We start from the raw sequence: 24,711 nt of genomic DNA, 5'->3' as shown, positions 1-24,711 counted from the left end.
GCCTGGTCCTGCTGCGCCTGGTCCTGCTGCGCCTGGTCCTGCTGCGCCTGGTCCTGCTGCGCCTGGTCCTGCTGCGCCTGGTCCTGCTGCGCCTGGTCCTGCTGCGCCTGGTCCTGCTGTGCCCGCGCCAGCTGTGCCTGCACCTGCACCTGCTGCACCTGCACCTGCTGCACCCGCACCTGCTGTGCCCGCGCCAGCTGCACCTGCGCCAGCTGTACCTGTACCTGCACCTATACCTGTTCCCGCTGCACTCCCGTTGCCGGACCCGGCCGTACCCCCTCCAACCGCCCCAGCGGCTGCGGCCTGAGCCGGATCGGTAGCACCGCCGTTTGCGGAAGGGGCTCCGTCGGATGATGCCAGCCCTATCCCTTTTGCGCCTTCAAGAAGTAAGTTTGATGCAGCCTCGCCTTGAGATTGCAAAGCCTGATTCAAGTTCTTGACGTTTTCCTCGAGCTGCGAAACTCTGGCTTCGGATTCTTGAATACTTTTCTTGGTAGCGGTTCGATCATCGTCCTGGGAGTCTGCCGGCAATTGACCACTTTGCGCCGCCGTGGCAGCGCCTGCGCCCGCCGCAGCACCATTGGCTGGACTTGCGGACAAGCGCAACTGATCCCGCGGGCCGACCGGCGGCGGCTCGCCCTTCTGCATACTGCCCGATGAAATCTGGCCCTTGGCAGCGTCGCCTTCTTGTGCAATTACGCCCGTCTGCCGAGCCGCACGTTGACGATACAAGGCGAACGCCTGCGCATGCTTTTGGAATATTCGTCTGGCCTCGCGATCAGAAATTGCGGTAAGTGCCGACTTGTCCGGCATGGATAACACGGAGCCGGCCTTGACCAGGTTGACGTTATCTTGAATGAACGCTTGCGGATTCGCACGCTGCAGCGCGATCATCATTTGAAAAATCGTGACTCCCGGCACCGAATGGCGCCTGGCAATAGCGAACATCGTATCGCCCTGCTCTACGCGTATGGCCGCTCGCTGCCGGGCACGGCTGTCTGTAGTGGCGCCAGCAGTCGGTTCATATGGCGACGGAGGGCCCCGATAGACCGTTGCTGCAGACTGTATAGCCTCCGGGCTAGCATGAGTCAAAAGACTGACCTGAAACCGCTGCTGGCCAGAAGCCGTACGCACGTCGAGCAAGAGGTCAGCCACCGGTTTATCGAAGGCTTGAGATGAACGAACTTCAATGACCTTGCTACCAGGAGCAAAACCATCGGCGAGCCGTGCTTGCAAGCTGCCGAGATCGACCGGCGGGGTCAAGCCGGCCTCGTTCCAGGCAGCGGCAGGCGCTGCGCTTACGGACAGTGAACGGAGATCGTCGGCGCTTAATTGTGTAACCGGCACGTCGATGCGTAGTGGCTGCCCCGGAGCCGACACAACGCGGGAGTGCCCAAAGCTTGCCGCTTGCGCGGTAGAACATATAAAAAGCGCTGCCGTCAGCGCCCCGATCAAAGGCTTAGTTTTATAGACTAACTTAGCAGACGGAGACGCACGACGGGACGTATGCATTTTTATAGTTCACCCAAAGTAATTCGCAACATTCGGCGCAGCGGTTCGGCCGCTCCCCATAGTAGCTGATCGCCTACGGTAAATGCGCTTAAATATTCGGGCCCCATTGACATTTTCCGCATGCGACCTACCGGAATATCGAGCGTACCCGTGACAGCGACTGGGGTGAGTTCCTGCATGGTAATGTCGCGTTCATTCGGAATGACTTTCGCCCACGACGAACCTTCGCGCACCATGTCAGTAATTTCGTCCAATGGGACATCGCGCTTCAGCTTGATGGTAAGCGCTTGACTGTGGCAGCGCATCGCGCCAATACGAACACAAAGACCGTCGATTGGTGTGGACGCCGTGCCGAAGGCTTCGCCCCGTCCGAGGATTTTGTTGGTTTCAGCCTCGGCCTTCCATTCCTCACGCGACATTCCATTGCCCAGGTCTTTATCGATCCAGGGGATCAAATTGCCACCTAGCGGCACGCCGAAATGGTCCCGCGGCAGATCCGTATGTTTTTGAGCCAGTAAAACCCCGCGATCGATTTCCAGAATGGCCGATGCAGGATCGTCAAGATGCTGGCGAACGGAGGCGTTGAGCATACCAAATTGCGTCAGGAGTTCGCGCATGTGTTGGGCGCCCCCTCCGGATGCTGCTTGATACGTCATGCTGGTCATCCATTCGATCAGATCGTTATTGAACAAGCCGGCCAGCCCCATCAGCATGCAACTGACCGTGCAGTTGCCGCCCACGAAGTTTTTAACGCCCCGGTGCAAGGCCGCATCAATCACTGGCCGGTTAACAGGATCAAGCACAATGATGGCGTCATCTGCCATGCGCAGCGTACTGGCTGCATCAATCCAGACGCCATCCCAGCCTTGCGCGCGCAGCTTGGGATAGACCGCGGAGGTGTAGTCGCCGCCCTGAGCGGTAAGAATGATCGGCAGTTTCTTCAATGCTTCGATGTCGTAAGCGTCTTGCAAGGGACCGGCGCCATCAGCCCACGCCGGCGCTGCACCACCTGCATTGCTAGTGGAGAAAAATACCGGCTCAAACAATGAAAAATCATTCTCGTCGCGCATACGCTGCATGAGGACGGAACCCACCATGCCACGCCAACCGACTAAACCTACTACTTGGCTCATGTTGCTGTCACTTTAAAAAAAATATAAAAAATCAAACCTGAAACGTTATTTTAATGCTTTCAGCACGGCATCACCCATCTGGCTCGTAGAGACCTTGCTTGTACCGCTTTCGTAGATGTCTGCCGTTCGCAAACCTTGTTCCAGCACGGCTTGGACCGCGCTCTCGATACGGTCGGCCTGTGCGGCTTCGTTCAACGAATAGCGCAACATCATGGCGGCGGACAGAATCGTAGCCAATGGGTTGGCGATATTCTGGCCCGCGATGTCAGGGGCGGAACCATGACTCGGTTCGTAAAGGCCCTGGTTTGACGAATTAAGCGATGCCGAAGGCAACATGCCGATGGAACCCGTCAGCATGGCGGCCTCATCGGACAAGATATCGCCAAAAAGATTTCCCGTGACGATGACGTCAAATGCCTTGGGCGCACGCACAAGCTGCATGGCGGCATTGTCCACATACATGTGCGACAAAGTGACATCAGGATATTCGTTAGCCACCTTTATCATAATGTCACGCCAGAACTGTGAAGTTTCCAAGACGTTCGCCTTGTCTACACTGCACAGCTTTTTGCCGCGTTTCTGCGCTGCCTGAAATGCCACATGAGCAATACGCCGGACTTCTGTTTCTGCGTAGTGCATCGTGTCGAAGCCCTGCTGCTCGCCCTTGAATGGGCCTTCTTCAACTTGGCGTACACCGCGCGGCTGACCGAAGTAAATGTCGCCAGTGAGCTCGCGTACGATCAGAATATCCAGACCGGAAACCACTTCAGGCTTCAGCGAAGAAGCATTGGCCAGCTGAGGATACAAGATGGCAGGCCGCAGATTGGCAAATAGACCCAGCGCTTTGCGTAACCCCAGAATTGCCTGTTCGGGCCGGGACTCGCGAGGCAGTGCGTCGTATTTCCAGTCGCCCACCGCACCAAACAAAATGGCCGCCGAGTTCTGCGCCAGCTCTAAGGTGGCCGAGGGCAAAGGGCTTCCGTGCAAGTCGAAGGCCGCGCCGCCTACGGCGGCCGTGTGGAGATCCAGGTCCAGCCCCAAAGCCGTTATTACTCGTACCGCTTGCTCGGTAATTTCGGTGCCGATTCCATCACCCGGCAAAACTGCAATCTTGTGAGTCATTACTATTCCAAAAATATGTTGGCTGTAGGCCACAGAAAAAGGGCTGCGTCGCCGCTGCCCTTAGTTTATGAAGCTTCAGTTGACGATATGAACTGCGAATCGATTCGGCGATCGCTCAGCCGATAGGATGCGCTTCAAGCCATGGATGGCGCGCTAGCCGCTCGGCTTCGAAAGTGCGGATAACGTCAGCTTTTTGCAAGGTCAACGCTATTTCGTCGAGGCCGTTAATAAGACAATGCTTGCGAAAAGGTTCAATGTCAAAGGCCAATTCCCGATCATCCTGCGTTATGACGACCTGACGCTCAAGGTCGATACGCAATTTATAGCCGACAAACGCCTTTACCTCGTCAAACAGGCGGGCGATTTGCAGTTCCGGCAGAATAATGGGCAACAAGCCATTCTTGAAGCTGTTGTTAAAGAAAATATCGGCGTAAGACGGCGCGATAATGGCCCGAAACCCATACTGAGACAAGGCCCACGGAGCATGTTCGCGACTTGATCCGCATCCAAAATTCTTGCGGGCCAGCAGGATGGAAGCCCCCTGATACCGAGGTTGATTCAGAATGAAGTCAGGATTCAGTGGCCGTTTGCTGTTATCCATCCCAGGCTCGCCGTGATCCAGATAACGCAACTCGTCGAATAAGTTATCGCCAAAACCGGTACGCTTAATGGATTTAAGAAACTGCTTGGGAATGATCAGGTCGGTATCGACGTTTTCACGATCGAGCGGCGCTACCAGGCCATGATGTGTCGTAAATGCTTGCATGATAGCTTCCTATCGAAAAGTTCGTACATCAACAAAATGGCCGGCAATCGCTGCCGCTGCTGCCATCGCCGGACTGACAAGATGAGTACGCCCACCCTGCCCCTGCCGGCCTTCGAAATTTCGGTTAGACGTCGAGGCACAGCGTTCGCCCGGTTCCAGCCGATCTGCATTCATGGCCAGACACATCGAACAACCTGGCTCGCGCCATTCAAAGCCCGCATCAAGGAATATCTTGTGCAGCCCTTCTTGCTCGGCTTGCAATTTTACGAGCCCGGAGCCAGGCACTACCATCGCCTGCTTGACCGTCGATGCGACGCGCTTACCGCGGGCGACGCTGGCAGCGGCCCGCAAATCTTCGATACGGGCATTGGTACAGGAACCAATAAATATACGGTCGACGGCAATATCGACGAGCGGTGTATTAGGCTTTAGCCCCATATATTTAAGTGCACGTTCCATGCCGCTGCGACGTACATCGTCTTTCTCCTTGTCGGGATCGGGCACGCGGGAATCGACTGAGAGTACCATTTCCGGCGAAGTACCCCAGGTAACCTGAGGCATGATTTCCTTGGCATTGATTTCAATTACCCGGTCGAATTTCGCCCCGTCATCGGAGTGCAACGTACGCCAATATTGAACAGCCTGGTCCCATAAAGCGCCAACTGGCGAATATGGGCGGCCACGGAAATAATCGATGGTTTTCTGGTCGACCGCTACCATGCCAGAACGAGCACCGGCTTCAATCGCCATATTGCAGACCGTCATGCGTCCCTCGACGGACAAAGCACGTATTGTGCTTCCGCCAAATTCGATGGCGTAGCCGGTACCGCCCGCAGTGCCGATTTTGCCAATAACGAACAGGACCAGATCTTTAGCAGTGCAACCGAAGGGCAATTCGCCCTCCACCTTGATCAGCATGTTCTTGTTCTTTTTCATGAGCAGCGTCTGCGTAGCAAGAACGTGCTCGACTTCCGATGTACCAATTCCGAAAGCCAGGGTGCCAAGCGCCCCATGGGTGCTGGTATGGGAGTCACCACAGACAACAGTCATGCCAGGCAAGGTGGCGCCTTGCTCTGGCCCAATAATATGCACAATGCCTTGACGCCTGTCGTTCATGCGAAATTCGGTGATACCGTATTTTTCGCAGTTTTCATCGAGCGTGTCGACTTGTAGGCGCGAAATAGGATCGGTTATGCCTTGGGCGCGATCCGTTGTGGGCACGTTGTGGTCAGCGACCGCCAGATTGGCGCTGATGCGCCAAGGCTTTCGGTCGGCCAGCTTCAGGCCTTCGAAGGCCTGGGGGCTGGTAACTTCATGCACCAGATGGCGATCGATATACAGTAAACAGGTGCCGTCGGACTCTTGATGCACCACGTGTGCATCCCAGAGTTTGTCGTACAAGGTTTGTGCCATGACATTGCTCTTTGAAATAGGAAAAAAAGAAGCTCTGCCTAATTATGCCACTGTATAAACCTGGTACAAGGCTAGTGCCTATACTAGTACAGGCACTGCTACCCACTTAGTTCATTTCTTGCCAGATGCCTGCTGATACAAAGGCATGACCTTATTAGCCGCAGCGGTCAAATCGGTCGACCGGCTTGTTGGGGACGGGTGTGTCGACAAAAATTCGGGCTGCCCGCCACCTGAGCTGAGCGAACCCATCTTTTGCCACAATGTTACCGCTGCCCGAGGATCGTAACCGGCGCGTGCTGCCAGCTCGACCCCAATGCGGTCGGCCTCGGCCTCGTGCGTGCGGCTATTCGGCAAAGTAAACATTACCTCGCTTAATGCACTGCCCAAATCCGCAGTGGCCCCTGCACCCGTCACGGCAGAGAGCACTGTCAAACCGATGTTGGTCGCCATTTTCTGAGATACTTGTTCGCGGGAATGTTCGCGCAGGGCGTGAGCCATTTCGTGACCTATCACTGCCGCCAGCTCATCATCCGTTGGCTTGATCTGATTAATCAGCCCGGTGTAGACCGCGATTTTCCCACCGGGCATGCACCATGCGTTCACGTCATCGGAACGAAGCACGTGCGCTTCCCATTTCCAACTGCTGGCGTCGGGACGGAAAGCGGCTACCTGCTGTATGAGTTTCCGGGTAATAGCGTTAACTCGCTGCGTTTGCGCCGGGTCAGTATCTAACGCCCCTTGGGCTTTGGCTTGCGCCATCAAGGTAGCATATTGTTGCGAAGCTTCTTGCTCCAGAGCCGCTGCAGGGACCATACCGGACATGTATTGCTTGCGCTCAACGCCTACGGATCCCGACCCTGTTGTCTCAACCGTAGAGCATCCAGCAATTACCGTAACGGCGCAGGCGACTCCGAAGCGGGCGAGGGAGCGGGAAAGACGAGTTTTCTTGAACATAAATATTCCTTCTATGACTGCAACATTACTATCCACATTGCGCACGCTGACGCAATGCATGATCCATAAGAACGATAGCCAACAGGCTTTCGACAATAGGGGTGGCCCGTATACCAACACATGGATCGTGGCGCCCCAGCGTCTGAACGTGTACCGGTTCGCCAGCCCGATTAATCGATTGCCGTTCTATTCGTATGCTTGATGTTGGCTTGATGGCGACCGAAACGGTAATGGCCTGCCCCGAGGAAATTCCGCCCAATACGCCACCGGCATGGTTGGTTAAGAAACCGGTCGGGGAGATCTCGTCGCCATGTTCGGACCCGCGCTGCGTAACGGAGTCGAAACCGGCGCCAATCGCCACGCCTTTAACGGCATTCAATCCCATCATGGCATGCGCAATGTCGGCGTCCAGCCTATCGTATAAAGGTTCGCCCCACCCTGCTGGCGTATTCTCGGCCACGACTTCGATCCGAGCCCCTATGGAGTCACCATCGCGCCGGAGCTGATCCATATAAGCCTCAAGTTCGGGAACAACGTCGGCGTTTGGCGCAAAAAACGGGTTTCGGCTAACTTCGTCCCACGAGATAAATGGGATAGACACCGGGCCAAGCTGGCTCATGTAGCCCCGAATTATGATCCCATGGTTTTGCTCGAGCCATTTTTTTGCTATGGCCCCGGCCGCCACGGTGGGAGCGGTAAGGCGCGCAGAGGATCGTCCTCCGCCACGGGGATCTCGTTCACCGAACTTGCGCCAATACGTATAGTCGGCATGCCCTGGACGAAAAGTATCGGCGATATTGCTGTAATCCTTGCTTCTTGCATCGGTATTACGGATCAAGAGCCCAATTGGTGTACCAGTGGTGACGCCCTCGTAGACCCCAGACAGAATTTCAACTTCATCGGCTTCCTGACGCTGGGTAACGTGGCGCGACGTACCGGGCTTGCGTCGATCCAGTTCCGACTGGATATCGGCAACCGTGAGAGCAAGACCGGGGGGGCAACCGTCGATCACGGCACCGATCGCGGGACCATGCGATTCGCCAAAGTTAGTGACGCAGAACAATTTACCTAGAGTGTTACCGGACATAATGTTTTATTGGATTGAAGGTCAGAAGGATAAGCGATAAGCAGTGCAACTGCGCCGAGTAGTTGCAAGCCGCCACAAAGATTTATTAAAAATTGTAAGGCGCCTGCTCCGGGAGCGGGAAACAGGAGGCGTTGGTCATGAAGAGCAGCTGACTTCCAGCTGACATGCCCAATCAGGTGCCTTTGCAGCATACCGCTCGTATCCCGGCCGCTCGGTATAGGGATCACGCAATAACATCAGCAGTGTTTCGATTTCACTTGCATCGTCCTTCTTGGCTGCTTGAATCGCGGCCTCAGCCAAATGGTTACGCAATACATACAGTGGATTGGAACGATTCATCTGGACGATACGCTCTGCATCCGGACGCCCATCCAGCGCGAGACGGCCACGATAACGCTCTATCCAGGCTCTCGCCTCGGCCTGATCCTGAAAATCATTTACAAACGCGTCCACGTTTTGAGGCGCAACGGACAGTCCTCGAAAGCTCAATGTAAAGTCAGCCGCTTGGTGATGCAGCAAAGCCCACCAGTCATCCACAAGGGCGTCATCCTCCGGCTGCCAGTTCAAAAGCCCCAGCTTGTTGCACAAATTTCTGTGATAGGTCTGCAAAAATGCCGGTTCGAAATGAGCGAGCTGGGCTTTGAGCGCCTCGGCATCCAGGCCCAGCGGCAACAAACTGCTAGCAAGACGATATAAATTCCAGTGTGCGACCGAGGGCTGTGTATTCCACGCATAGCGCCCTTGCGTATCGCTGTGATTGCATACATGATTCGCCTGAAAGGCATCCATAAATCCGTAGGGACCGTAGTCTATGGTCAAACCAAGAATCGACATATTGTCCGTGTTCATGACGCCATGGCAAAAGCCGGCAGTCTGCCAATGTGCAACCAGCGCTGCCGTTTTCACGACGACCGATCGCAAGAAGCGCAGAATGGCGTCGTCGGGCGCGGCCGCTTCACCACTGGCGGCATCACGGCATTCAGGATAAAAATTATCGATTACATAATCTACCAGGGTGCGCAAGTTTTCGGGGGACGATGACCAGTGCTCAAACGAACCAAAGCGCACAAAGCTTGGCGACACCCGCGTAACGACGGCAGCGGTCTCGACCGTTTCGCGATAGACAGGATCATCAGCGACTACCAGAGCCAGCGCGCGCGTCGTGGGTATGCCGAGACCTGCCATGGCTTCGCCGGCCAGATACTCGCGCACCGACGAACGCAAGACCGCTCGTCCGTCACCCATTCGGGAATACGGAGTACGGCCCGAACCTTTTAGCTGCAGTTCCCAATGTCCGGAGGGACTGACAACCTCACCCAGCAGGTGCGCCCGGCCGTCGCCCAACTGACCAGCCCAGATGCCAAACTGATGACCGCTATATACCGCCGCCAGTGTCTTTCCGCCCGGCAATGGACTTGCGCCTGAAACGACATCAAGAAAGTCGGGTTCCGTCAACGCGGCTCGCGTAAGCCCTAACATGAGGGCGACATCCACGTTCGCGTGCAGCACGCGGGCGTTGGATAGCTTCTGAGGTGGCAGCAAGGTGTAAAAAGCCGGAGGAAGCTCGGCGAACGAATTACGCACCTGCAGCTGTTTGATGGAATCAATCATGAGAAGCTCTCAGGTAATGCGCGCGGCATTCTTTTTGGCTGCTTGCTTGGCCGGACGCAGATAGAAAATAGCGCACAGGTAGAACACCAGTGAAAAGACGATTTCCAGGCCCGCCATGAGGGCTGACATGGCGGACGGATCAGACCATGCCCGAACCACTCCCTCCATAAAATACAGCAAGATCAGCATGGCCGCCCACTGCATGGTATATAAACGGCCCTTCAATACGCCACGTAAGGGCAGTAAGAGAGGCAGAACTTTCAATGCCAGCAAGGAGCCGCCTGGCCTCAACGGTGCGATCTTGAATTCCCAAAGAAGACACAAAACGATGAGTGCAATTAGCGATATCGAGGCACCATAGCGTAAAACAGGATTCAGTTGCGTAGTCATACTGGTATTATCACTCGAAAGAGACTGCGAATGGTCTGGACCATGTCCCGGAATGTAAAGGCTCGAGCACCTTCAGCATGAAAACGCGCAACAGTAAGCCCACCGAAGAGTTGCCTGACCCAACGGCCGACTCGACCCGGTTTTTAATGCCGGCCGCCGAGCCAGCAGAAGAGTTGCGTCTTGAACCTTCTACTGGGCCTTTGGGCAGCTGGACCAACGCACGCAAGATCATTCGGTTTGCGCTGCAGCGGGCGGCCGAGAAAAAGTTGGTGCAGGTTGCCTCTAGTCTTACGTTCACAACGGTATTGAGCATTGTGCCTTTGTTGGCAGTGGTGCTGTCGCTTTTCACTGCGTTTCCTCTATTCGCCGATTTCAGGACGGCGCTCGAGAGCTTCCTGGCCACCAGCCTTATGCCCCCGGCGGTTTCCGAAAACGTAATGCTTTACCTGAATCAGTTTGCAGCCAAAGCGTCCAGCTTGACAGCAGTAGGTAGTCTGTTTTTGATCGTGACGTCGGTAATGCTCATCATGACGATCGATGAGGCGTTCAACGATATCTGGCAGGTCGAACGGCAACGGCCCTTGCGCCAACGCATGTTGGTTTATTGGGCAATTATTTCGTTGGGCCCCATATTACTCGGTGGCAGTCTGTGGGCCACCTCGGTTCTGGCACGTGAGTCCTTGGGTCATGTCGAAGAGCTTCCGGCCGTGGTCAGCTTTACCCTCTCCTTTGTGCCCCTGATCGTAACCGGCCTTGGCTTTACCGCCCTGTTCGTTGGCGTACCGAATCGTAGGGTGCTGTGGCGCGACGCCTTAGTGGGAGGCCTGGGCACCGCCGTAGTACTGGAAATCATGCGGGCAGGGTTCGCCTATTATCTGACCCGGTTTCCATCGTATACGGTCATATATGGTGCCTTCGCCACGTTGCCGATTTTTTTGTTGTGGATGTACCTGTCATGGCTGGCAATTTTATTGGGCGCGACCGTCGCCGCCACCCTGCCGGCCTTAAAACAGCGGCGCTGGGAATTGCAGCACTACCCAGGCGCTATTTTTGTAGACGCGGTGCGGGTGTTGCGTGTTTTGTGGCAGCCCCAAGATGCGCAGCAGCCGGGACGCAGCATGCGTTTCCTTTGCGGTCACCTGCAACTGCATCAGGATGAATTATCGGCGGTGCTAAAGGCGCTTAGACGTCTTGGCTACGTCGTTGACACCGCCGGAGAGGACAGTGATCAGTGGGTATTGGCCTGCGATCAACGCGAAGCCACCATCGGACCTTTAATTGATGCCCTGTTGATCGACCGCTACCAGCCAGGCCTTATAGCAGAAAAACTGCTGCTTGAAGCAACATCGCTCTCGCTGACACACCCTGCACAAAGGCTGGAGGATTTGTTTGAAGACCGTGTAGTACTACCCGAAAGCACCCATATGGTGCAAAATACTTATACCGTGCCGCGCGGGAATACTCAGGAGAACAACTATGTTGAAAGTCAGTGAAATTTTACGCATAAAGGGGGACACGCTATACACTGCAACGCCCGACATGCCCATACTGCGCGCTCTTGAAACCATGAGCGAACAAGACATCGGCTCGCTAGTTATCATGGAACACGGTCAGCTGACGGGTATGCTTACATTCCGAGAAATTATCCGTCATCTGCACGATAATCACGGCGTCACGGGTACTCATACCGTGCGCAGCATCATGGACGATGCCCCCGTCAGCGTATCACCGAATACCAGCGCCGACGAAGTTCAGCGCCTGATGCTGGACAAGCACGCCCGCTACCTCCCCGTCATGGACGGCCCGACCTTAATGGGCGTCATCTCGTTTTACGACATGGCTCAAGCGATCGTCGCGGCTCAGGCATTCGAAAATAATATGCTCAAAGCGTATATTCGCGACTGGCCCTCGGACTCCGAAGCTACCAGCTCTTAAGCTGTCTCGAGCGCGCACAGTTTTAGGTCCGACCAGGCCTGTTCGATCAGCAAGGGATCGTTGCGGTTCAGTAAAGAATGGTCGGAAAGGGTGCGCCGCCAAAGTCGAGCACCTTGTCTCCCGCTCATCCAGCCCAGCATGGAACGCACGATCAGGCGCAACGGCACACCTTTTTCTATTTCACGTCCGGCATATTCCACCATCGCCTGCACCACCTGCGCAGGTTCCTGAAGCCGGGCGTCCGGACAATAGAGCCGCGTAAGGTCAGACAGCACACCCGGATTGTGCCAAGCGGCTCTTCCCAGCATGACCCCGTCGAACTGTTCCATCAAGCCCGCCGCCTGGCCAGCTTCGTTGATACCGCCATTCAGGACAATTGTGCAGTCGGGGAAATCAAATTTCAATCGAGCAGCAGCGTCGTAGCGCAACGGCGGTTTTTCGCGATTGTCTTTGGGTGACAGACCTTTGAGCACCGCATTGCGGGCGTGGACAACGAATACGCGGCAACCGGTGTCGTATATTTTTCCCACAAAGTCCCGCACAAAATCATAGGACTCGTTGTAATCCAGTCCAAGCCTATGCTTGACGGTTACCGGGATAGATACTGCATCTTGCATGGCCTTCATGCCGTCCGCCACCAGTTCTGGCTCAGCCATCAAACAGGCACCAAAAGAACCTCGCTGCACACGCTCGGAGGGGCATCCACAGTTAAGATTAATTTCGTTATAGCCCCACTGCTCGCCCAAACGGGCCGACTCTGCCAGCGCTTGTGGTTCACTGCCGCCCAGCTGCAAGGCAACAGGCTCTTCAGCCGGATCGAAGTCCAGGTGCCTTGCTACTTTGCCATGCAGCAGCGCGCCTGTCGTGATCATTTCCGTGTAGAGTCGTGCCCGCGGCGCCAGCAATCGGTGGAAAAATCGGCAATGCCGATCAGTGACGTCTATCATGGGCGCAACGCAAAGACGCCAATCGGCGTTGGCAGTCGTGGTAGAAGAAATAAGTGAGTCGTTCAATTCGAATGTCACGTTAAGCAAGAGGCGCCAGGCCCCGGATAATCAGCATAAAGTACTATTTTCGGACATTTTTCGGGTTTTAGCAGAAAAGGCCTCCGCATCTTCAAGATGCCATAAGGGCACGTTCGAATTACAGCGCTCGTGGGCGGCTCCGACGGCCACCGTAGGGGCGCCTTGGCGCGTGCTCCGCACGAACCGCGAACCTCGACTAAAATCAATGGCCCGACTTTTCGGGCTTTTTATTTATCCACGGTTTTCCCACGCAGAGTTTGTAGCCCATGGCCGTTTTTACCCCTGTCAGCGACACTGAAGTGCGCGAGCTTTTGACCCGTTATACATTGGGCGAACTTGTTTCCCTGCGCGGCATCACAGCCGGCATCGAAAACACCAATTATTTTCTGACTACGACGCAAGGCGAGTATGTACTGACGCTATTCGAAGTACTGACCTTCGACCAGCTGCCGTTTTATATAGAGCTTATGCACCATCTGGCCGAGCGGCATATTCCCGTGCCTCAGCCTCAGACCTTGCGCGACGGCACACGCCTGACCTTGCTGCATGATAAACCTTGTGCAATAGTGACCCGCTTGTCGGGCGGGTACGAGCCTGCTCCCAGTGCCGCCCATTGCGCGCTTGCCGGCGAAACCCTGGCCCGGGCGCATTTGGCGGCCCAGGACTTTGACATCAGGCAGCCGAATCTTCGCGGCCTGCCGTGGTGGCAAGAGACCATTCCGAAGGTATTACCGTTTTTAAGCCGCGAACAGGCTGCGCTCATACAGGGCACGGTTGACGAACAAACGGAGTTCGCAGATACCGCCACGTATCGCTCACTGCCATTTGGCCCCGCACACTGCGATCTTTTTCGCGATAATGTGCTGTTTGACGGCACCTTTGACATGCCGCGAATGGGCGGATTCATTGACTTTTACTTTGCCGGCTGCGATACGTGGCTGTTCGATGTGGCGGTAAGTGTCAACGATTGGTGCATCGAGCGCAATACAGGGGTGTTCGAAGACGACAAACTGCAATCCTGGCTGGCCGCCTATGCGTCGGTACGTCCCTTCACGGCCGACGAAAAACGTGCTTGGCCGATGTTGTTGCAGGCTGCAGCCTTGCGCTTTTGGGTCTCACGCCTATACGATTTTTATCTTCCGCGTCCCGCTCAAACGTTGAAACCGCACGACCCAAGACATTTCGAACGGATTTTGCAGTCGCGACGCCAGGCTCTGACGCTTGCACTTCCTTAAACCGCTGTCGCCGTAAGCCACTATCATCGAATGCATGCGCAGCCCCGCGCAATTACCTCAGACGCCAACGTCAGGAAGCACGAATTACTATGCAAGCTGCCACCCTACCCTATTCATCCGGCTGGTCGTGGATACAAGATGGATTCAAGCTTTTTAGACTCCAGCCCATGGCGATGTTTTTCTGGAGTCTAATGACGGGATTTCTGATCACCGTGAGCTATCTGATACCGCTGTTCGGTCAGATGGCGCTGATTGCCAGCACGCCGCTGTTGACGTTCATCACTCTCAACGCCTGTCGCAACATTGCCGCTGGCCGCCCCATGCTTCTACCTATGTGGCTTGAACCCTTGGGTGACATCAGCACGCGGAAACGCTTGTTTGGACTAGGCCTGGCGTATTTAGCGTTCTGCCTGGCCGGAGGATTCCTGGCGACTCTGCCTTTTATGGATAGCCTGATGAGCGCCATCGACGCCGAGGGAAGCATCGATGAGCCCGCCCTGATCGCCGCCATGCGAGGCCCCTTCATCACTTTCGCGGCCCTATATATTCTTATATCGGCCTTGTTCTGGCATGCGCCTGCACTTATCGGCTGGCACCGCATCAAGATGTCGCAGGCCCTGTTCTTCTCGATGGTGGCATGCTGGCGCAATAAATGGCCGTTTCTCGTGTACGGCGCCAGCTGGGCCGCGATCTTTTTTGCCGTGCAGACAGCAGGGTCGTTTTTAAGTCTGTTGGGCATCTCGGCGGGCATGGTGCAGATCATTCTTACGCCCGTCAATATCGTTGTCGCCGCCGTCTTGTATTGCAGCTTTTATCCGGCCTACGTCAGTGTATTTGGCGGGAACTATCCAGCCGGCGCAACCCAAAGTGAAGACGTCAATAAGCTTTCATAACATCGACAAAAGGGCTGAACCAATATTCAAGCAAATTTGAATGCCGCTAAACCGGATTGGCTCGACCGGATAATTCCCTTGACCTCGGTGCACTCGAAAGATGAAGCGCCTGTCGAACCGTCTCGAGGTAGCCGGGATGCGATCGGCAGTAGCCAGCGGGTAACTCGACCACGGATGCCGCCTTTAAACAAAATGCCATACGGTTCGAAGGCATGGCATTTACAAGCCTGACTTCATTGAATAAATGATCCAGGAAAATGACGTCTATGGCATAAGACATCCCAAAAGTATGGATGGCGCTGCAGGACATTAGATGAAGACCAGTATTTTCGGGCAGGCGCGGATACGCATGCAGACCGCGCAACCTGTCCCAAAATCGGCTCGCGACATGCAGGGTTAACACAGACCGGTGCACCGCATCGTTCGCATGGCAGGCGGCCTCGGTGTGAATCCAAACCGGCATTAAAAATCAGTTCCCATGAGCTTGACTGCAATGGGGAAACCAATAATTAGAAACGTGCACGGAAATATGCAGAACACCATAGGAAACAACATTTTTACAGGCGCTTCCAGGGCGAGCTTCTCAGCCCGGAGAAAACGTTCCGCCCGGCGCTGCTCGGACTGCGAGCGCAGCAATGGACCCAGGCTCATGCCCAGTTGGTCTGCCTGCATCAATGCTGTAACCAAACTACGCACGGCGGGAAGGCCAGTACGTGTCGCCATGTCGTTAAGAGCCTGGATCCGTGGCATGCCTGTGCGCATCTCAGCCAATGAGTGACGTAATTCGGCACGCAATGGACCTTCAGGGCCATGAAGGGCGGCCTGTTGCAATGCGCCCTGCAGATTCAGGCCTGCCTCCACACAAAGGGTGGTCATGTCCAGCAAGAAAGGAAACTCGCGCAGCATCAGTACTTGGCGACGGCGACCGAGCTCGTGCACCCATCGTCTAGGCCACCACATCGATCCCAAGCCTGCGATCACACATATCACCGCGTTTTGAATGGAGTTGGCGTCGTCCGTGACAAGGATGAAGGTAGGTACCGCTATTCCGACAAGCAGAAATACCAGACACTGCAAGGCTGCAACATGCTCGGGCAACCATATGGACGCCAATCCCGCGACTTGAATCCGACGGCTGAGATGCTCGCGCGCGCGCCACGACATGAATGGACCGCAAAATGGGGCAAGCGCAACGGTCCATGGCCACACCAACTTCAGGAGCAGTCCGTTGGCGTGTTCAGGAGTCGCTACCTTTGGTCCCGCTACAGGGCGACTGACCACCCATACCAGTGCGCAAAACGAAAGCCCTGCTGCGGCACAGCTTATCCAAAAAAACATAGTTGCCATCCCTTCCTATACCTGAATATCGACGATCCGCCGGATAAAAAAGATCCCTATCAGTTCAAGACCTGCCACGATGCCGAGGACGGTCCATCCTAATGGGGTCTGCCACAATACCTGCATGGACTGCGGATCCAGCTCGTTCAATACTGCGCCGAGAACAATAGGAAGGCAGGACATCACCCATGCCTGCATGCGACCCTGGGAGGTTAACGCCCGTACGCGTCCGAGCAAATGCAATCTAGCTCGTAACGTCGCCGCGATACGTTCAAGCGTTTCCGCCAGACTACCCCCGCTTTGCGAAGCGATTTTCAGCGAGGACACCACCAGACCGGTTCCTTCGGTTGGCATGCGTTCATAAAGTGCTCCCAGCGCCTGTTCGAACGACACGCCCATGCGTTGTTCTCGCAACAACAATCCGAACTCCTGTGCCAGAGGTGGAGGCGTTTGCGCCACAATATGCCGCAAGGCCGACTGCACACCCGAACCGGCGCGCAAGGCGCCCGCCAACGCTTGGAGAAGGTCAGGCAACTGCTCGTCGAAATGTTGTAAACGCCTTTGCTTCAGACGCTTTATGCAGTATTGCGGCGCAAGCAAGGCGAACGCCGCCGCTGCTACTACAAGCCATATCGACCCGGTCGCCATGTAGACAAAGGCAACGACCACACTGCAAATCAAAAGGTTCGCGAACCAGAGCTGTGCCGGATCCAGAAAAAGAAAGAATTCGCTCATGCGGGCCGTGGCTTCTTTCTTGAAGGCCTTGCTATACCACCCGTAAGCCCGCCCGGTCGACTTCTGCAAAAACCAGCTAAGAACGCCAGCCAGTACCGTAACCGATAGCAAAAACACAATCACCATGTCTTGCTCCAGGCGCATTCAAACTTGTAAATCAGGTGGAGGCTCTTCGTCATGGGCTGCAGGGATGAATCCCTGCAGCGGAGGAGCGTCTGCGGAGTTTTGCTGGTCGAACCATGCGAGGGGAATACGAGCCGAACCCGACTCGTCCGTAAATGCATCCGGAACCACTCCACAACCGGAAAAGAAAGCCGGTGGACCGGCCACGTAGCGAAATAGCTCTTGGGTCTGGATGCGGCCGCTCTCCATGCCAGTGACCTCGACAATCGATGTGATTAATCGTCGCCCGTTGCTAAGACGAGCCTGCTGAACAATAAAATCAATACTGGCGGCGATATGTTCGCGGACCGCGGCGAGCGGAACATCCATTCCTGCCATTAAGATCATGGTTTCCAGACGAGCTAAAGCATCTCGCGGATTGTTGGCATGCAAGGTAGTAAGGGATCCTTCATGACCGGTGTTCATTGCCGCCAACATGTCAAACGCCTCCCCGCCACGGCATTCTCCAATCACGATACGATCGGGCCGCATGCGCAAGGCATTTCGGACTAAATCACGGATATCGACTTTTCCCCGGCCTTCAAGATTGGCCGGCCGCGCTTCCAAGGAAACCAAATGCTGATGATTCAGCCGTAGTTCCGCGGCGTCTTCGATCGTGACAATACGCTCGCCATCTGGAATGCAATTGGAGAGCACATTCAATAAGGTGGTTTTCCCGGATCCTGTTCCGCCTGAAACAATGATGTTCTTCCGGTGCTGTATACAAGCGGCGAGGAAGTCGCGCATTGCGTGGTCAAAGGCTCCGACGCGCAAGAGATCGTCCATGCCCGGTCGGGCATGAGGAAACTTGCGTATGGTAAGACTAGCGCCGCGCAAGGCTATTGGGGGAATAATGGCGTTGACACGAGATCCATCGCGCAATCGTGCATCCACCATAGGAGAACTCTCGTCGATACGGCGCCCCAACGGAGACACGATGCGCTCAATAACGCCGAGCACCGCCTGTTCACTGCTGAATGCCGTCGCATGGCGGCTCAGTCGCCCCCCGGATTCCACGAAAATCTCGTCATGTCGATTGACCATGATTTCAGTCACCGTATGGTCCGCTAGCAACGGTTCGAGTGGGCCCAGCCCGACCGCCTCATTAACGACTTCAAGCACAATCGCGGAACGATCCGCCGAAGCAGGAAGTTCGGCGTCAAGCGCGATGATCTCGCTCATTGCGGACATTGCTTCGCAATGCAAAGCCTCGTCACTCATCGTGGCGATGTCACGCCGGCGCAAATCGAGCGCGTCAAGCAGCGCAGCATGAAGCCGCCGACGATGCCGCAACATGGCTTCGCCTGACGGCTCGATAATCGGCTGCGTGACGGGAGAAAGTCCTGAACAGTGAGCATCGATGGCAGAACCCGTAGTCTGGTCACGCCGTGCCTGTGCGGCTGCCAATGGGGACGGCAGCGCGATGGGCGGCCTGGAGATATCGCGTGCTTGGCAAATGTGAATGAGGCAAGGACCGATTACTATTTCATCGCCAGCGAGTAGAGGACCATATTCGGTAATGCGCTGGCCGTTTACTAAGGTACCGCTCAGTGCACCAAAGTCCCTGATAAATGCTCCACCGTTGCGCTGTTCGATAAGCGCGTGACGCCGGGCCACGCGCCACGCTTTCAAATGCAAGCCGCACTCACTTCCACGGCCTATCTCTAGCGGCAGTTGAACATGCCGACGGTCGACTACACCATCTTCGAATCGCAATTCTAGTTCCAGCATGGCTTACTCCGAAAAATTATGCTGATTCGCACCGATTCGTGTGAAACCCTCGTCCTTTACTGGTATGGTGCCCGCGCGATTGGGGTCCCATTGCGAACCGACGCCCGACCATGGATCCCAGCGTTCATGAGAGCCTTCAGGAAGCGTTTCAGGGAATGTGAGCGATGAGCGCACCGGGACATTAATAAGTTGTTCATCTGGAAAAGACGCATCGAGAATGGCCTGCCCTTTCTGAACTCGCCTCATTAAGTCCGGATTATCCGGCGCCACGACCACCGGCGTAACGAAAATGGCGAGCTCTGTCTCGTTACGTTGAAATCGAGTCGACTTGAATAAATGCCCGAGAATAGGGATATCGCCGAGGCCGGGTACTTTATCCACATTGCGGGATTCATCTCGCGAAAGAAAACCTGCCATCACTAAAGTCTGTCCCGAGCGAACATTGAATTCGGTGGAGGCACGCCGTGTTTTCAATGACGGACCGTTAGGAACAGAAAAGGACGCATCGACCGAACTGACTTCCACCTCGATACGGGAACGTACAGCACCGTTGCGCTCGATTTGCGGGGTGATGCGCAGCGAAACCCCATATGGTTTGAATGCAGTGTTGGTATTTCCATTGGTGTCGACTGTGGAATACGGAACTTCGCCCCCCGCAAGGAACTCGGCAGTAGCTCCGCTACGCGCGAGTAATTGCGGCTGCGCCAGCACGACGGCCATGCCCGTCTGAGCCATGGCGTGAATGCGCGCAGACAACAAAGCATTGATACCGAAGTACCCCGCCGCCACAGTCGCTGGAAAAGCTATTGGCACCACCGTTTCACCTGGCCTATCCGCCATCCGCCGCGAACCGCTATCCCATGCCAGGCCGGCATTCAAGCCGCCTTCAGTGGCTGGACTCCAACGCACGCCAAGCTCTTGCAACTGCACACGAGGGACTTCGACGACCTGGACATCAAGCAACACCATGCGATCCCATCCCACCGGGCTTGTGAAGTTAAGCAGCTGCGGATAGCGCTTGCCCAGATCGGCGACCTTTTCGCGGTCATGGTCGGACAAGTCATCGCCTTCCACCATAAGCTTGTCACCGACCACGGAAACTCTTGCATTGGGGATGCGTTCGAGCACGCTGCGCAGTTCATTCTGCATTTGACGAGCCCCTTCAGGTGCGACATCAATCTGATAACGGTGACGCTGCCCATTGGAGCTCCATATTTGCAGAGCACTGGACCCTTCGTGACGTGCGAAGAGGATTACCTCTTTTTCGTCGGTGGTCACCGCATTGAGCACATGGCCGTCCCCGACGGCAACCCGCGCGACATCGGGGATTGCCAATACCTTGACCTCACCGACCTGTAGGCTCAGCAGAATGTCCTGGCGCGCCAGCAAAGGATCTGAGACAAGCAGAAGAAACCAAACAAGTACCATGGAGCAGTCTTTACGATTCATGCTCATCGGTTTACTCAGCCATAGGGTCAGACGAAGAAGATGCACCCGCGGCCATGTCATAAAGTCGTGAGCGGTCCAGGCTTTCGGTGGCAGACTGCATCCACGCACTAACCAGCTCCGGGTTATAGGGAAGGTCAAAAATTCCGCTGGTTTGCCTGGTAACAGGGTTCTTAGCAACAAGCCCAGGAACACTTCGGACGGTCTTGTTTCCGTAGATAACCGGAACTCCTTTGGCAGGAGCAGCTGGATTGGAATTGACACCAAGTAAACTGGCCAGATCGCCGCGCACCGCTTTCTGAGTCGCTTGACTGTCGAGCGGGTGTCGCAGTACGGCCGTGATGGTACCGCTTTGTCGGGCGGACACCAGTTTGACCGCATCTTCTGGCGCCGTATCGAGCGTCACGGTGCCGTAAGCACCTTGTCGCAATTGAGCGGGATCATGCGCGTGCTGTGTATTCGCCCCTGTGGCAAGGACCAACACCCCTTGGAGTAACGGAGCCGTGATGCGTCTGCGCTGATATTCGAAAGAGACATACAGGTCTATCAGATCGCCCGGCTGCAACAAACCCGATACCGAATTGATCGCATCCACCGGCATCGTAATGGCCCGTCTACCTGCGGCCAGATGGCTGGAAAATGCAGTCTGTTGTTGGGCCTGGGCATGCACCGGCAGCACCGGGTCGCCGGCACGCAATGGCGATCGCAGGACCGTACCAGTCAGTTCAGCAAAACGTTCTGGGGACAGACTGTCGCTGGACACGACGGCAGCGGGCAGCGGCCGCACAGCCAGGTGCTCAGAGCCCAGGCGCGTTCCAGCCGGCAAGTCATAAGCTGCTACGACCCGATCAACCATGGGTACCCTGGACTGTGCCTCGAGCAACTGAACGCGGCTTTGTATGTGCTGCCGAGCTGCCCATGCCGCACATAAGCCGGCGATAAGGGCGAGCAATAGCATTGCCATTGAGCGATTGAGCAAAGGTAGACGCATGTATTTCCCCTTCACAGAGATTTATTCCACGAAATGAACCAGAAGAGAGGTTCCAAGCGCACTTTCCTGAGGAAACAACATCAGACGTGCGCCCTTTCTACGCCACGCGCTGGCGTCGCTTATATCGGTGACTGCCAGATCCTTTGTCCAACCTAGGTGAGTAAGCTGTTGGGCGATATAGTCCGAGAGTTGCCCGCGAGCCATTGAGACGCTATACACCTGCTGCGTGATCGTTTGCGAATTGTCGGCGGTTTGTTGACTGAATTGCTTCTTGGCGTGGGATGGCAACCATTCGAACTCTGACAAGTCGATCTGTTTACCTGGACCTAGCCGTCCAGCGTCCACATACAGTGCCGACACATAGCCAGCCGCACCGTGTTCTGCCGGCTCGATTTCAGCCAACCAATGCCATTCCGGCTGCAAGCCGGCCAATACAATCTTGTTCTGTGCAGTGTGTACGCGCTGAAAAAGGTCCGAATGGGCAGCCAACGTTTGCGCCGTCTGAATCGGCGAAAGCTTGGACGAGAAAGGCTTCAAATACACGGGTACGCCCGACAGCTTGATGGCCTGCTGCGCATCCCAATCAAATTGTTTTGTCGCAATGGCCGCCAGGCGCTCTTCCACCTTGTGAGCGGCCCGCGCCAATGGCGCATCGCTGGCGCACAAAACGAGCATAGGCAACAAGAATTTAAGAAGGTCGGACACGCGCGAGTAAGTCACTACGCTTCCTACATCAGTGCCGGGATGAGTCTTCATGAAAGCCCCTTAATTCAGTGAGCGATGCGTGATTCGGGCACGTACCCTGCCCATGGCGCAAGCCAGTCAAAAACCGGTTCAGTTCGATTCCACGCAGCATCGACGGAGACCATGACAGACGCGATGCTTCTGCCGTGACCATAAGAAGTCGTGGCACTACTGCCCCATCCGAGCGCGGAGCGAGACACGGTTTGCTGTACCGCTAAATCGTTGCTGGCGTGGCCGGCGCCGGTAAGAATCGCCGTATGGCGACGTAATTGCGGATAAGGCATGTCAAAGTCAGCCATACCCGTGAATGCAGCTTTAGGTAAAGTAGGCCTGGTCGCCAAAGCTGAGACGTTAACTTGGCTGACAAGTATGCCTGTATCGTCGAGCCGCCAATCCCGACGCAGGGATTGCGCATCATCACCAGGACCTCCCGGTTGTGCCTTATTGTCGAGCGCGGCATGCCGCATCGACTGCAAAACGATTTCATCAAGCTCGTTGCTTAATATCCGCCGACCCCGGCGATCCGCCCAATTGTGGGCAGGCCCTGAAAAATAGGACCGCTTCACGTCATGATCGATTTTCGCGGTCGGATTCCGGCTGGATGAAAATGCAGAGTAGGCGCTGGCATGTGTCGCCTGCAGACCCATGTCTTGCAGGCGTCCCAGCCAAGCTGTGCCCGTCCACAGCGACAGTAGAACCATCATTACCACCATTCCTTCCACCAAAGCTTGCCCATCCTGGACCGCATGGGTGTGCATGGCATGGTGCGAATCACTGCCGGCATGGCAACTCCACCATTCGGAAAGGCGTCTCATGGCGAATCCCCCATACTGAGTTCGTGCGAAGAAGGCGCTGCCAGCCTCGCCTGCCAATAGGGATGAAATAAATTCCTGTATTCGGTTCGGCCGTCGGTCCGCGCCTCAGGCCGATCAAAGAATGTTTCTGCCGCGCTGCGCGTGCTTACCGTCAAATTTTCAGGTCCTGGATGCCGTAACGTTAAGCTGAAGCGCAGAGTCAAGTGTCGGTCAGCAGTGACATCAAAAAAATTAGGTAGCCCCCCACCTTCCCAGCGATAACGGTTTGCTACCGCTCTGGAATTGGCGAGCGGATTGTCGCTACCCGACAATATGTCCCAATCAGTGGCCTCTTTTACCCAGCGCCAAAAATCCTGGGCCGAAAAGTTGTCAGGCGGATCATCGACGTGGGGCTCGAGCAGTGTTTGGGATGCCACGCTGGGTATCCAGCCCCAACCCATGGCATATTCGCGGTAGTAGCAGCCTATCCATTTGTTAGACCGCAGGGCATGGTAAGACTGAGTATCGATAGATTGCCAACGTCCGGCTGAGTCCAGTTCGGTTACACCGCGCCGGCGAAGTTGGTGGCGTAAATGTGGGCATCTTGCCTCGACCGACCATGGATTCGATACGCTGCGGTTGCGCGCGTCCAGGAAGCCATATAGCTGCGTAATATCTTCTACCAGAGACCGTAACTGCTGCTGCCCAGAGTAACGCTGAACATAGCCTTGCCAATTGTCTTCATCCACGACGAGGTTGAAGTCTTCGGGAGCAACGCCTGAATAATTTTCGGCCAACACGGCCCGCATGGCAGCCACACGGGCTTGCGGAAGACCTTGGACAATATCGCTTTGGACTGTACCAAGAATCTGCCTGACAACGTTGTCATGTGCGGCATAAGCCTGTGCGAGATCACCCTGTGAGGCAGCACGCGAATCGAAGCCAGCAGCGCGTTGAGCGGCGAGGTAAGCCGCGCCATGTTCCGGTCCGAACATCATGCCAATAAGGTAGGCGGGTGGGTTGCCACTGGCGAGTTGCCTGGCCTGTGTTCCACCCAGCGATGCCCATGATCCAAGCGTGACGAGATGCGCCATCGCCACCTGATGGCCCGCCTGTGCACGATTGATATACGCGAGCATATTCAAGCTGCGTGCCTGGATTAACGCTCCGCTATATGCCGCTGCATCAAGAGCATGTAGCTGCCTGGCTTTGGCGGCCACCACCTGCCCCGTGGCAAAGTAGCGGACCAAGACAAGAATCGCAACACCTGCCAGCAACATGCCCAGCACCATAGCCTGACCGCGCTGGATGTCTGCAAAGTCGTTCCTGTAACTGGCTGCGGTCATTGCGCCCCCGCGTTGCCAGTAAAGGATTTAAGCGTCTTGGCGGCAGTTTGGGCCGCTGCGGCTTCGGCTGCGGTTTGTGCCATCCGGGATTGTTCGGACCCATCTTCACCGGCCAGCTCTTTGGCCATCGCGGCAGTTTGTGAGCGGACAACCTGCCCGAACAATTGATAAACGGCTATTGCAGCCACCGCCACGAGGGCGACCACAATAATGTACTCGGTCATTCCTTGGCCGCCTTGCCTACCTTGTCGTTTTTGCACGGTGCTCTCCTGACAGTTCAGGATTGCAGTGTGAGCGCAGTCGGATGTCCCAACAATTCGGACATGCCGAGCTGGGCAAAATCAACAG

The 24,711-nt window shown here is 55.7% G+C and carries 24 protein-coding genes; 4 read left to right on the top strand and 20 right to left on the bottom strand.

From position 1 onward, the window contains the following. The 9 genes from EKL30_RS15850 to EKL30_RS15810 form a co-directional block, all read right to left on the bottom strand. Positions 1 to 1,512: FimV family protein (locus EKL30_RS15850; protein WP_126708209.1), on the bottom strand; the 1,512-nt coding region annotated here is incomplete at its 3' end. A 2-nt stretch (positions 1,513 to 1,514) separates the two neighbouring features. Further along, positions 1,515 to 2,645 (bottom strand): aspartate-semialdehyde dehydrogenase, encoded by a 1,131-nt coding sequence (gene asd, locus EKL30_RS15845; protein ID WP_126708208.1) that lies wholly within the window; start codon positions 2,643 to 2,645, stop codon positions 1,515 to 1,517. A gap of 45 nt (positions 2,646 to 2,690) precedes the next feature. Continuing rightward, a complete protein-coding gene (leuB, locus tag EKL30_RS15840; protein ID WP_126708207.1) occupies positions 2,691 to 3,767 on the bottom strand; it encodes a 3-isopropylmalate dehydrogenase in 1,077 nt (358 codons plus the stop codon). Between the two features lie 115 nt (positions 3,768 to 3,882). Further along, entirely contained in the window at positions 3,883 to 4,533 is a 651-nt protein-coding gene (leuD, locus tag EKL30_RS15835) for a 3-isopropylmalate dehydratase small subunit (RefSeq protein ID WP_126708206.1), read from the bottom strand. 9 nt (positions 4,534 to 4,542) lie between these two features. Next, the gene (gene leuC / locus EKL30_RS15830) at positions 4,543 to 5,946 is read right to left on the bottom strand and encodes a 3-isopropylmalate dehydratase large subunit (RefSeq protein WP_126708205.1); all 1,404 of its coding nucleotides are present in this window, start codon (positions 5,944 to 5,946) and stop codon (positions 4,543 to 4,545) included. A 111-nt stretch (positions 5,947 to 6,057) separates the two neighbouring features. Continuing rightward, a complete protein-coding gene (locus EKL30_RS15825) occupies positions 6,058 to 6,900 on the bottom strand; it encodes a M48 family metallopeptidase (RefSeq protein WP_126708204.1) in 843 nt (280 codons plus the stop codon). 28 nt (positions 6,901 to 6,928) lie between these two features. After that, positions 6,929 to 7,987 carry a chorismate synthase gene (gene aroC, locus EKL30_RS15820; RefSeq protein ID WP_126708203.1) on the bottom strand — a complete coding sequence of 353 codons (1,059 nt, stop codon included), beginning with the start codon at positions 7,985 to 7,987 and terminating at the stop codon, positions 6,929 to 6,931. 135 nt (positions 7,988 to 8,122) lie between these two features. After that, positions 8,123 to 9,598 carry a YdiU family protein gene (locus EKL30_RS15815; RefSeq protein ID WP_126708202.1) on the bottom strand — a complete coding sequence of 492 codons (1,476 nt, stop codon included), beginning with the start codon at positions 9,596 to 9,598 and terminating at the stop codon, positions 8,123 to 8,125. A 9-nt stretch (positions 9,599 to 9,607) separates the two neighbouring features. Continuing rightward, a complete protein-coding gene (locus EKL30_RS15810) occupies positions 9,608 to 9,988 on the bottom strand; it encodes a DUF2069 domain-containing protein (protein ID WP_126708201.1) in 381 nt (126 codons plus the stop codon). A 146-nt stretch (positions 9,989 to 10,134) separates the two neighbouring features. Here EKL30_RS15810 and EKL30_RS15805 point away from each other — a divergent pair, with 146 nt between their 5' ends. Next, positions 10,135 to 11,481 carry a YihY family inner membrane protein gene (locus EKL30_RS15805; protein WP_126708226.1) on the top strand — a complete coding sequence of 449 codons (1,347 nt, stop codon included), beginning with the start codon at positions 10,135 to 10,137 and terminating at the stop codon, positions 11,479 to 11,481. After that, positions 11,465 to 11,923 carry a CBS domain-containing protein gene (locus tag EKL30_RS15800; RefSeq protein ID WP_126708200.1) on the top strand — a complete coding sequence of 153 codons (459 nt, stop codon included), beginning with the start codon at positions 11,465 to 11,467 and terminating at the stop codon, positions 11,921 to 11,923. Before EKL30_RS15805 ends, EKL30_RS15800 begins: the two co-directional genes overlap by 17 nt. Here EKL30_RS15800 and dusA read toward each other — a convergent pair. Beyond that, on the bottom strand, positions 11,920 to 12,921 hold the full coding sequence (dusA, locus tag EKL30_RS15795) for a tRNA dihydrouridine(20/20a) synthase DusA (protein ID WP_255414702.1): 1,002 nt from the start codon (positions 12,919 to 12,921) through the stop codon (positions 11,920 to 11,922). The genes EKL30_RS15800 and dusA overlap by 4 nt on opposite strands. Positions 12,922 to 13,214: 293 nt before the next feature. Between dusA and EKL30_RS15790 the strand changes: the two genes are divergently transcribed. Continuing rightward, positions 13,215 to 14,183, top strand: a complete 969-nt coding sequence (locus EKL30_RS15790; RefSeq protein WP_126708199.1) for a homoserine kinase — start codon at positions 13,215 to 13,217, stop codon at positions 14,181 to 14,183. Between the two features lie 89 nt (positions 14,184 to 14,272). Then, on the top strand, positions 14,273 to 15,076 hold the full coding sequence (locus EKL30_RS15785; RefSeq protein WP_126708198.1) for a BPSS1780 family membrane protein: 804 nt from the start codon (positions 14,273 to 14,275) through the stop codon (positions 15,074 to 15,076). Positions 15,077 to 15,122: 46 nt separating this feature from the next. Here EKL30_RS15785 and EKL30_RS15780 read toward each other — a convergent pair whose 3' ends face one another. The 10 genes from EKL30_RS15780 to EKL30_RS15735 are packed head-to-tail and all read right to left on the bottom strand — an operon-like array spanning position 15,123 to position 24,587. Beyond that, a complete protein-coding gene (locus EKL30_RS15780; protein WP_126708197.1) occupies positions 15,123 to 15,539 on the bottom strand; it encodes a DUF192 domain-containing protein in 417 nt (138 codons plus the stop codon). After that, positions 15,539 to 16,414, bottom strand: a complete 876-nt coding sequence (locus EKL30_RS15775) for a type II secretion system F family protein (RefSeq protein ID WP_126708196.1) — start codon at positions 16,412 to 16,414, stop codon at positions 15,539 to 15,541. The genes EKL30_RS15780 and EKL30_RS15775 overlap by 1 nt, the downstream gene beginning before the upstream one ends. Positions 16,415 to 16,429: 15 nt before the next feature. Continuing rightward, complete coding sequence (locus tag EKL30_RS15770) at positions 16,430 to 17,275, bottom strand: type II secretion system F family protein (RefSeq protein WP_126708195.1); 846 nt, start codon at positions 17,273 to 17,275, stop codon at positions 16,430 to 16,432. Positions 17,276 to 17,293: 18 nt separating this feature from the next. Next, positions 17,294 to 19,042: an ATPase, T2SS/T4P/T4SS family gene (locus EKL30_RS15765; protein ID WP_126708194.1), complete on the bottom strand. Its 1,749-nt coding sequence runs from the start codon at positions 19,040 to 19,042 to the stop codon at positions 17,294 to 17,296. 3 nt (positions 19,043 to 19,045) lie between these two features. Beyond that, positions 19,046 to 20,497 (bottom strand): type II and III secretion system protein family protein, encoded by a 1,452-nt coding sequence (locus tag EKL30_RS15760; RefSeq protein WP_233583173.1) that lies wholly within the window; start codon positions 20,495 to 20,497, stop codon positions 19,046 to 19,048. 4 nt (positions 20,498 to 20,501) lie between these two features. After that, a complete protein-coding gene (gene cpaB / locus EKL30_RS15755) occupies positions 20,502 to 21,479 on the bottom strand; it encodes a Flp pilus assembly protein CpaB (protein ID WP_126708193.1) in 978 nt (325 codons plus the stop codon). Between the two features lie 21 nt (positions 21,480 to 21,500). Continuing rightward, positions 21,501 to 22,235: a hypothetical protein gene (locus tag EKL30_RS15750; RefSeq protein ID WP_126708192.1), complete on the bottom strand. Its 735-nt coding sequence runs from the start codon at positions 22,233 to 22,235 to the stop codon at positions 21,501 to 21,503. Positions 22,236 to 22,249: 14 nt separating this feature from the next. Then, on the bottom strand, positions 22,250 to 23,038 hold the full coding sequence (locus EKL30_RS15745) for a hypothetical protein (RefSeq protein ID WP_126708191.1): 789 nt from the start codon (positions 23,036 to 23,038) through the stop codon (positions 22,250 to 22,252). Next, positions 23,035 to 24,363, bottom strand: coding sequence for a Tad domain-containing protein (locus EKL30_RS15740; RefSeq protein ID WP_126708190.1), 1,329 nt, complete (start codon positions 24,361 to 24,363; stop codon positions 23,035 to 23,037). The genes EKL30_RS15745 and EKL30_RS15740 overlap by 4 nt, the downstream gene beginning before the upstream one ends. Then, positions 24,360 to 24,587, bottom strand: a complete 228-nt coding sequence (locus EKL30_RS15735; RefSeq protein WP_126708223.1) for a hypothetical protein — start codon at positions 24,585 to 24,587, stop codon at positions 24,360 to 24,362. The genes EKL30_RS15740 and EKL30_RS15735 overlap by 4 nt, the downstream gene beginning before the upstream one ends. Positions 24,588 to 24,711 lie beyond the last annotated feature (124 nt).

The sequence above is a fragment of the Candidimonas sp. SYP-B2681 genome (assembly GCF_003971065.1).
Taxonomy (GTDB): Bacteria; Pseudomonadota; Gammaproteobacteria; order Burkholderiales; family Burkholderiaceae_B; genus Pollutimonas.
The sequence above is the reverse complement of the archived record's forward strand: the minus strand, read 5'-3'. Positions and strand labels throughout refer to the sequence as shown.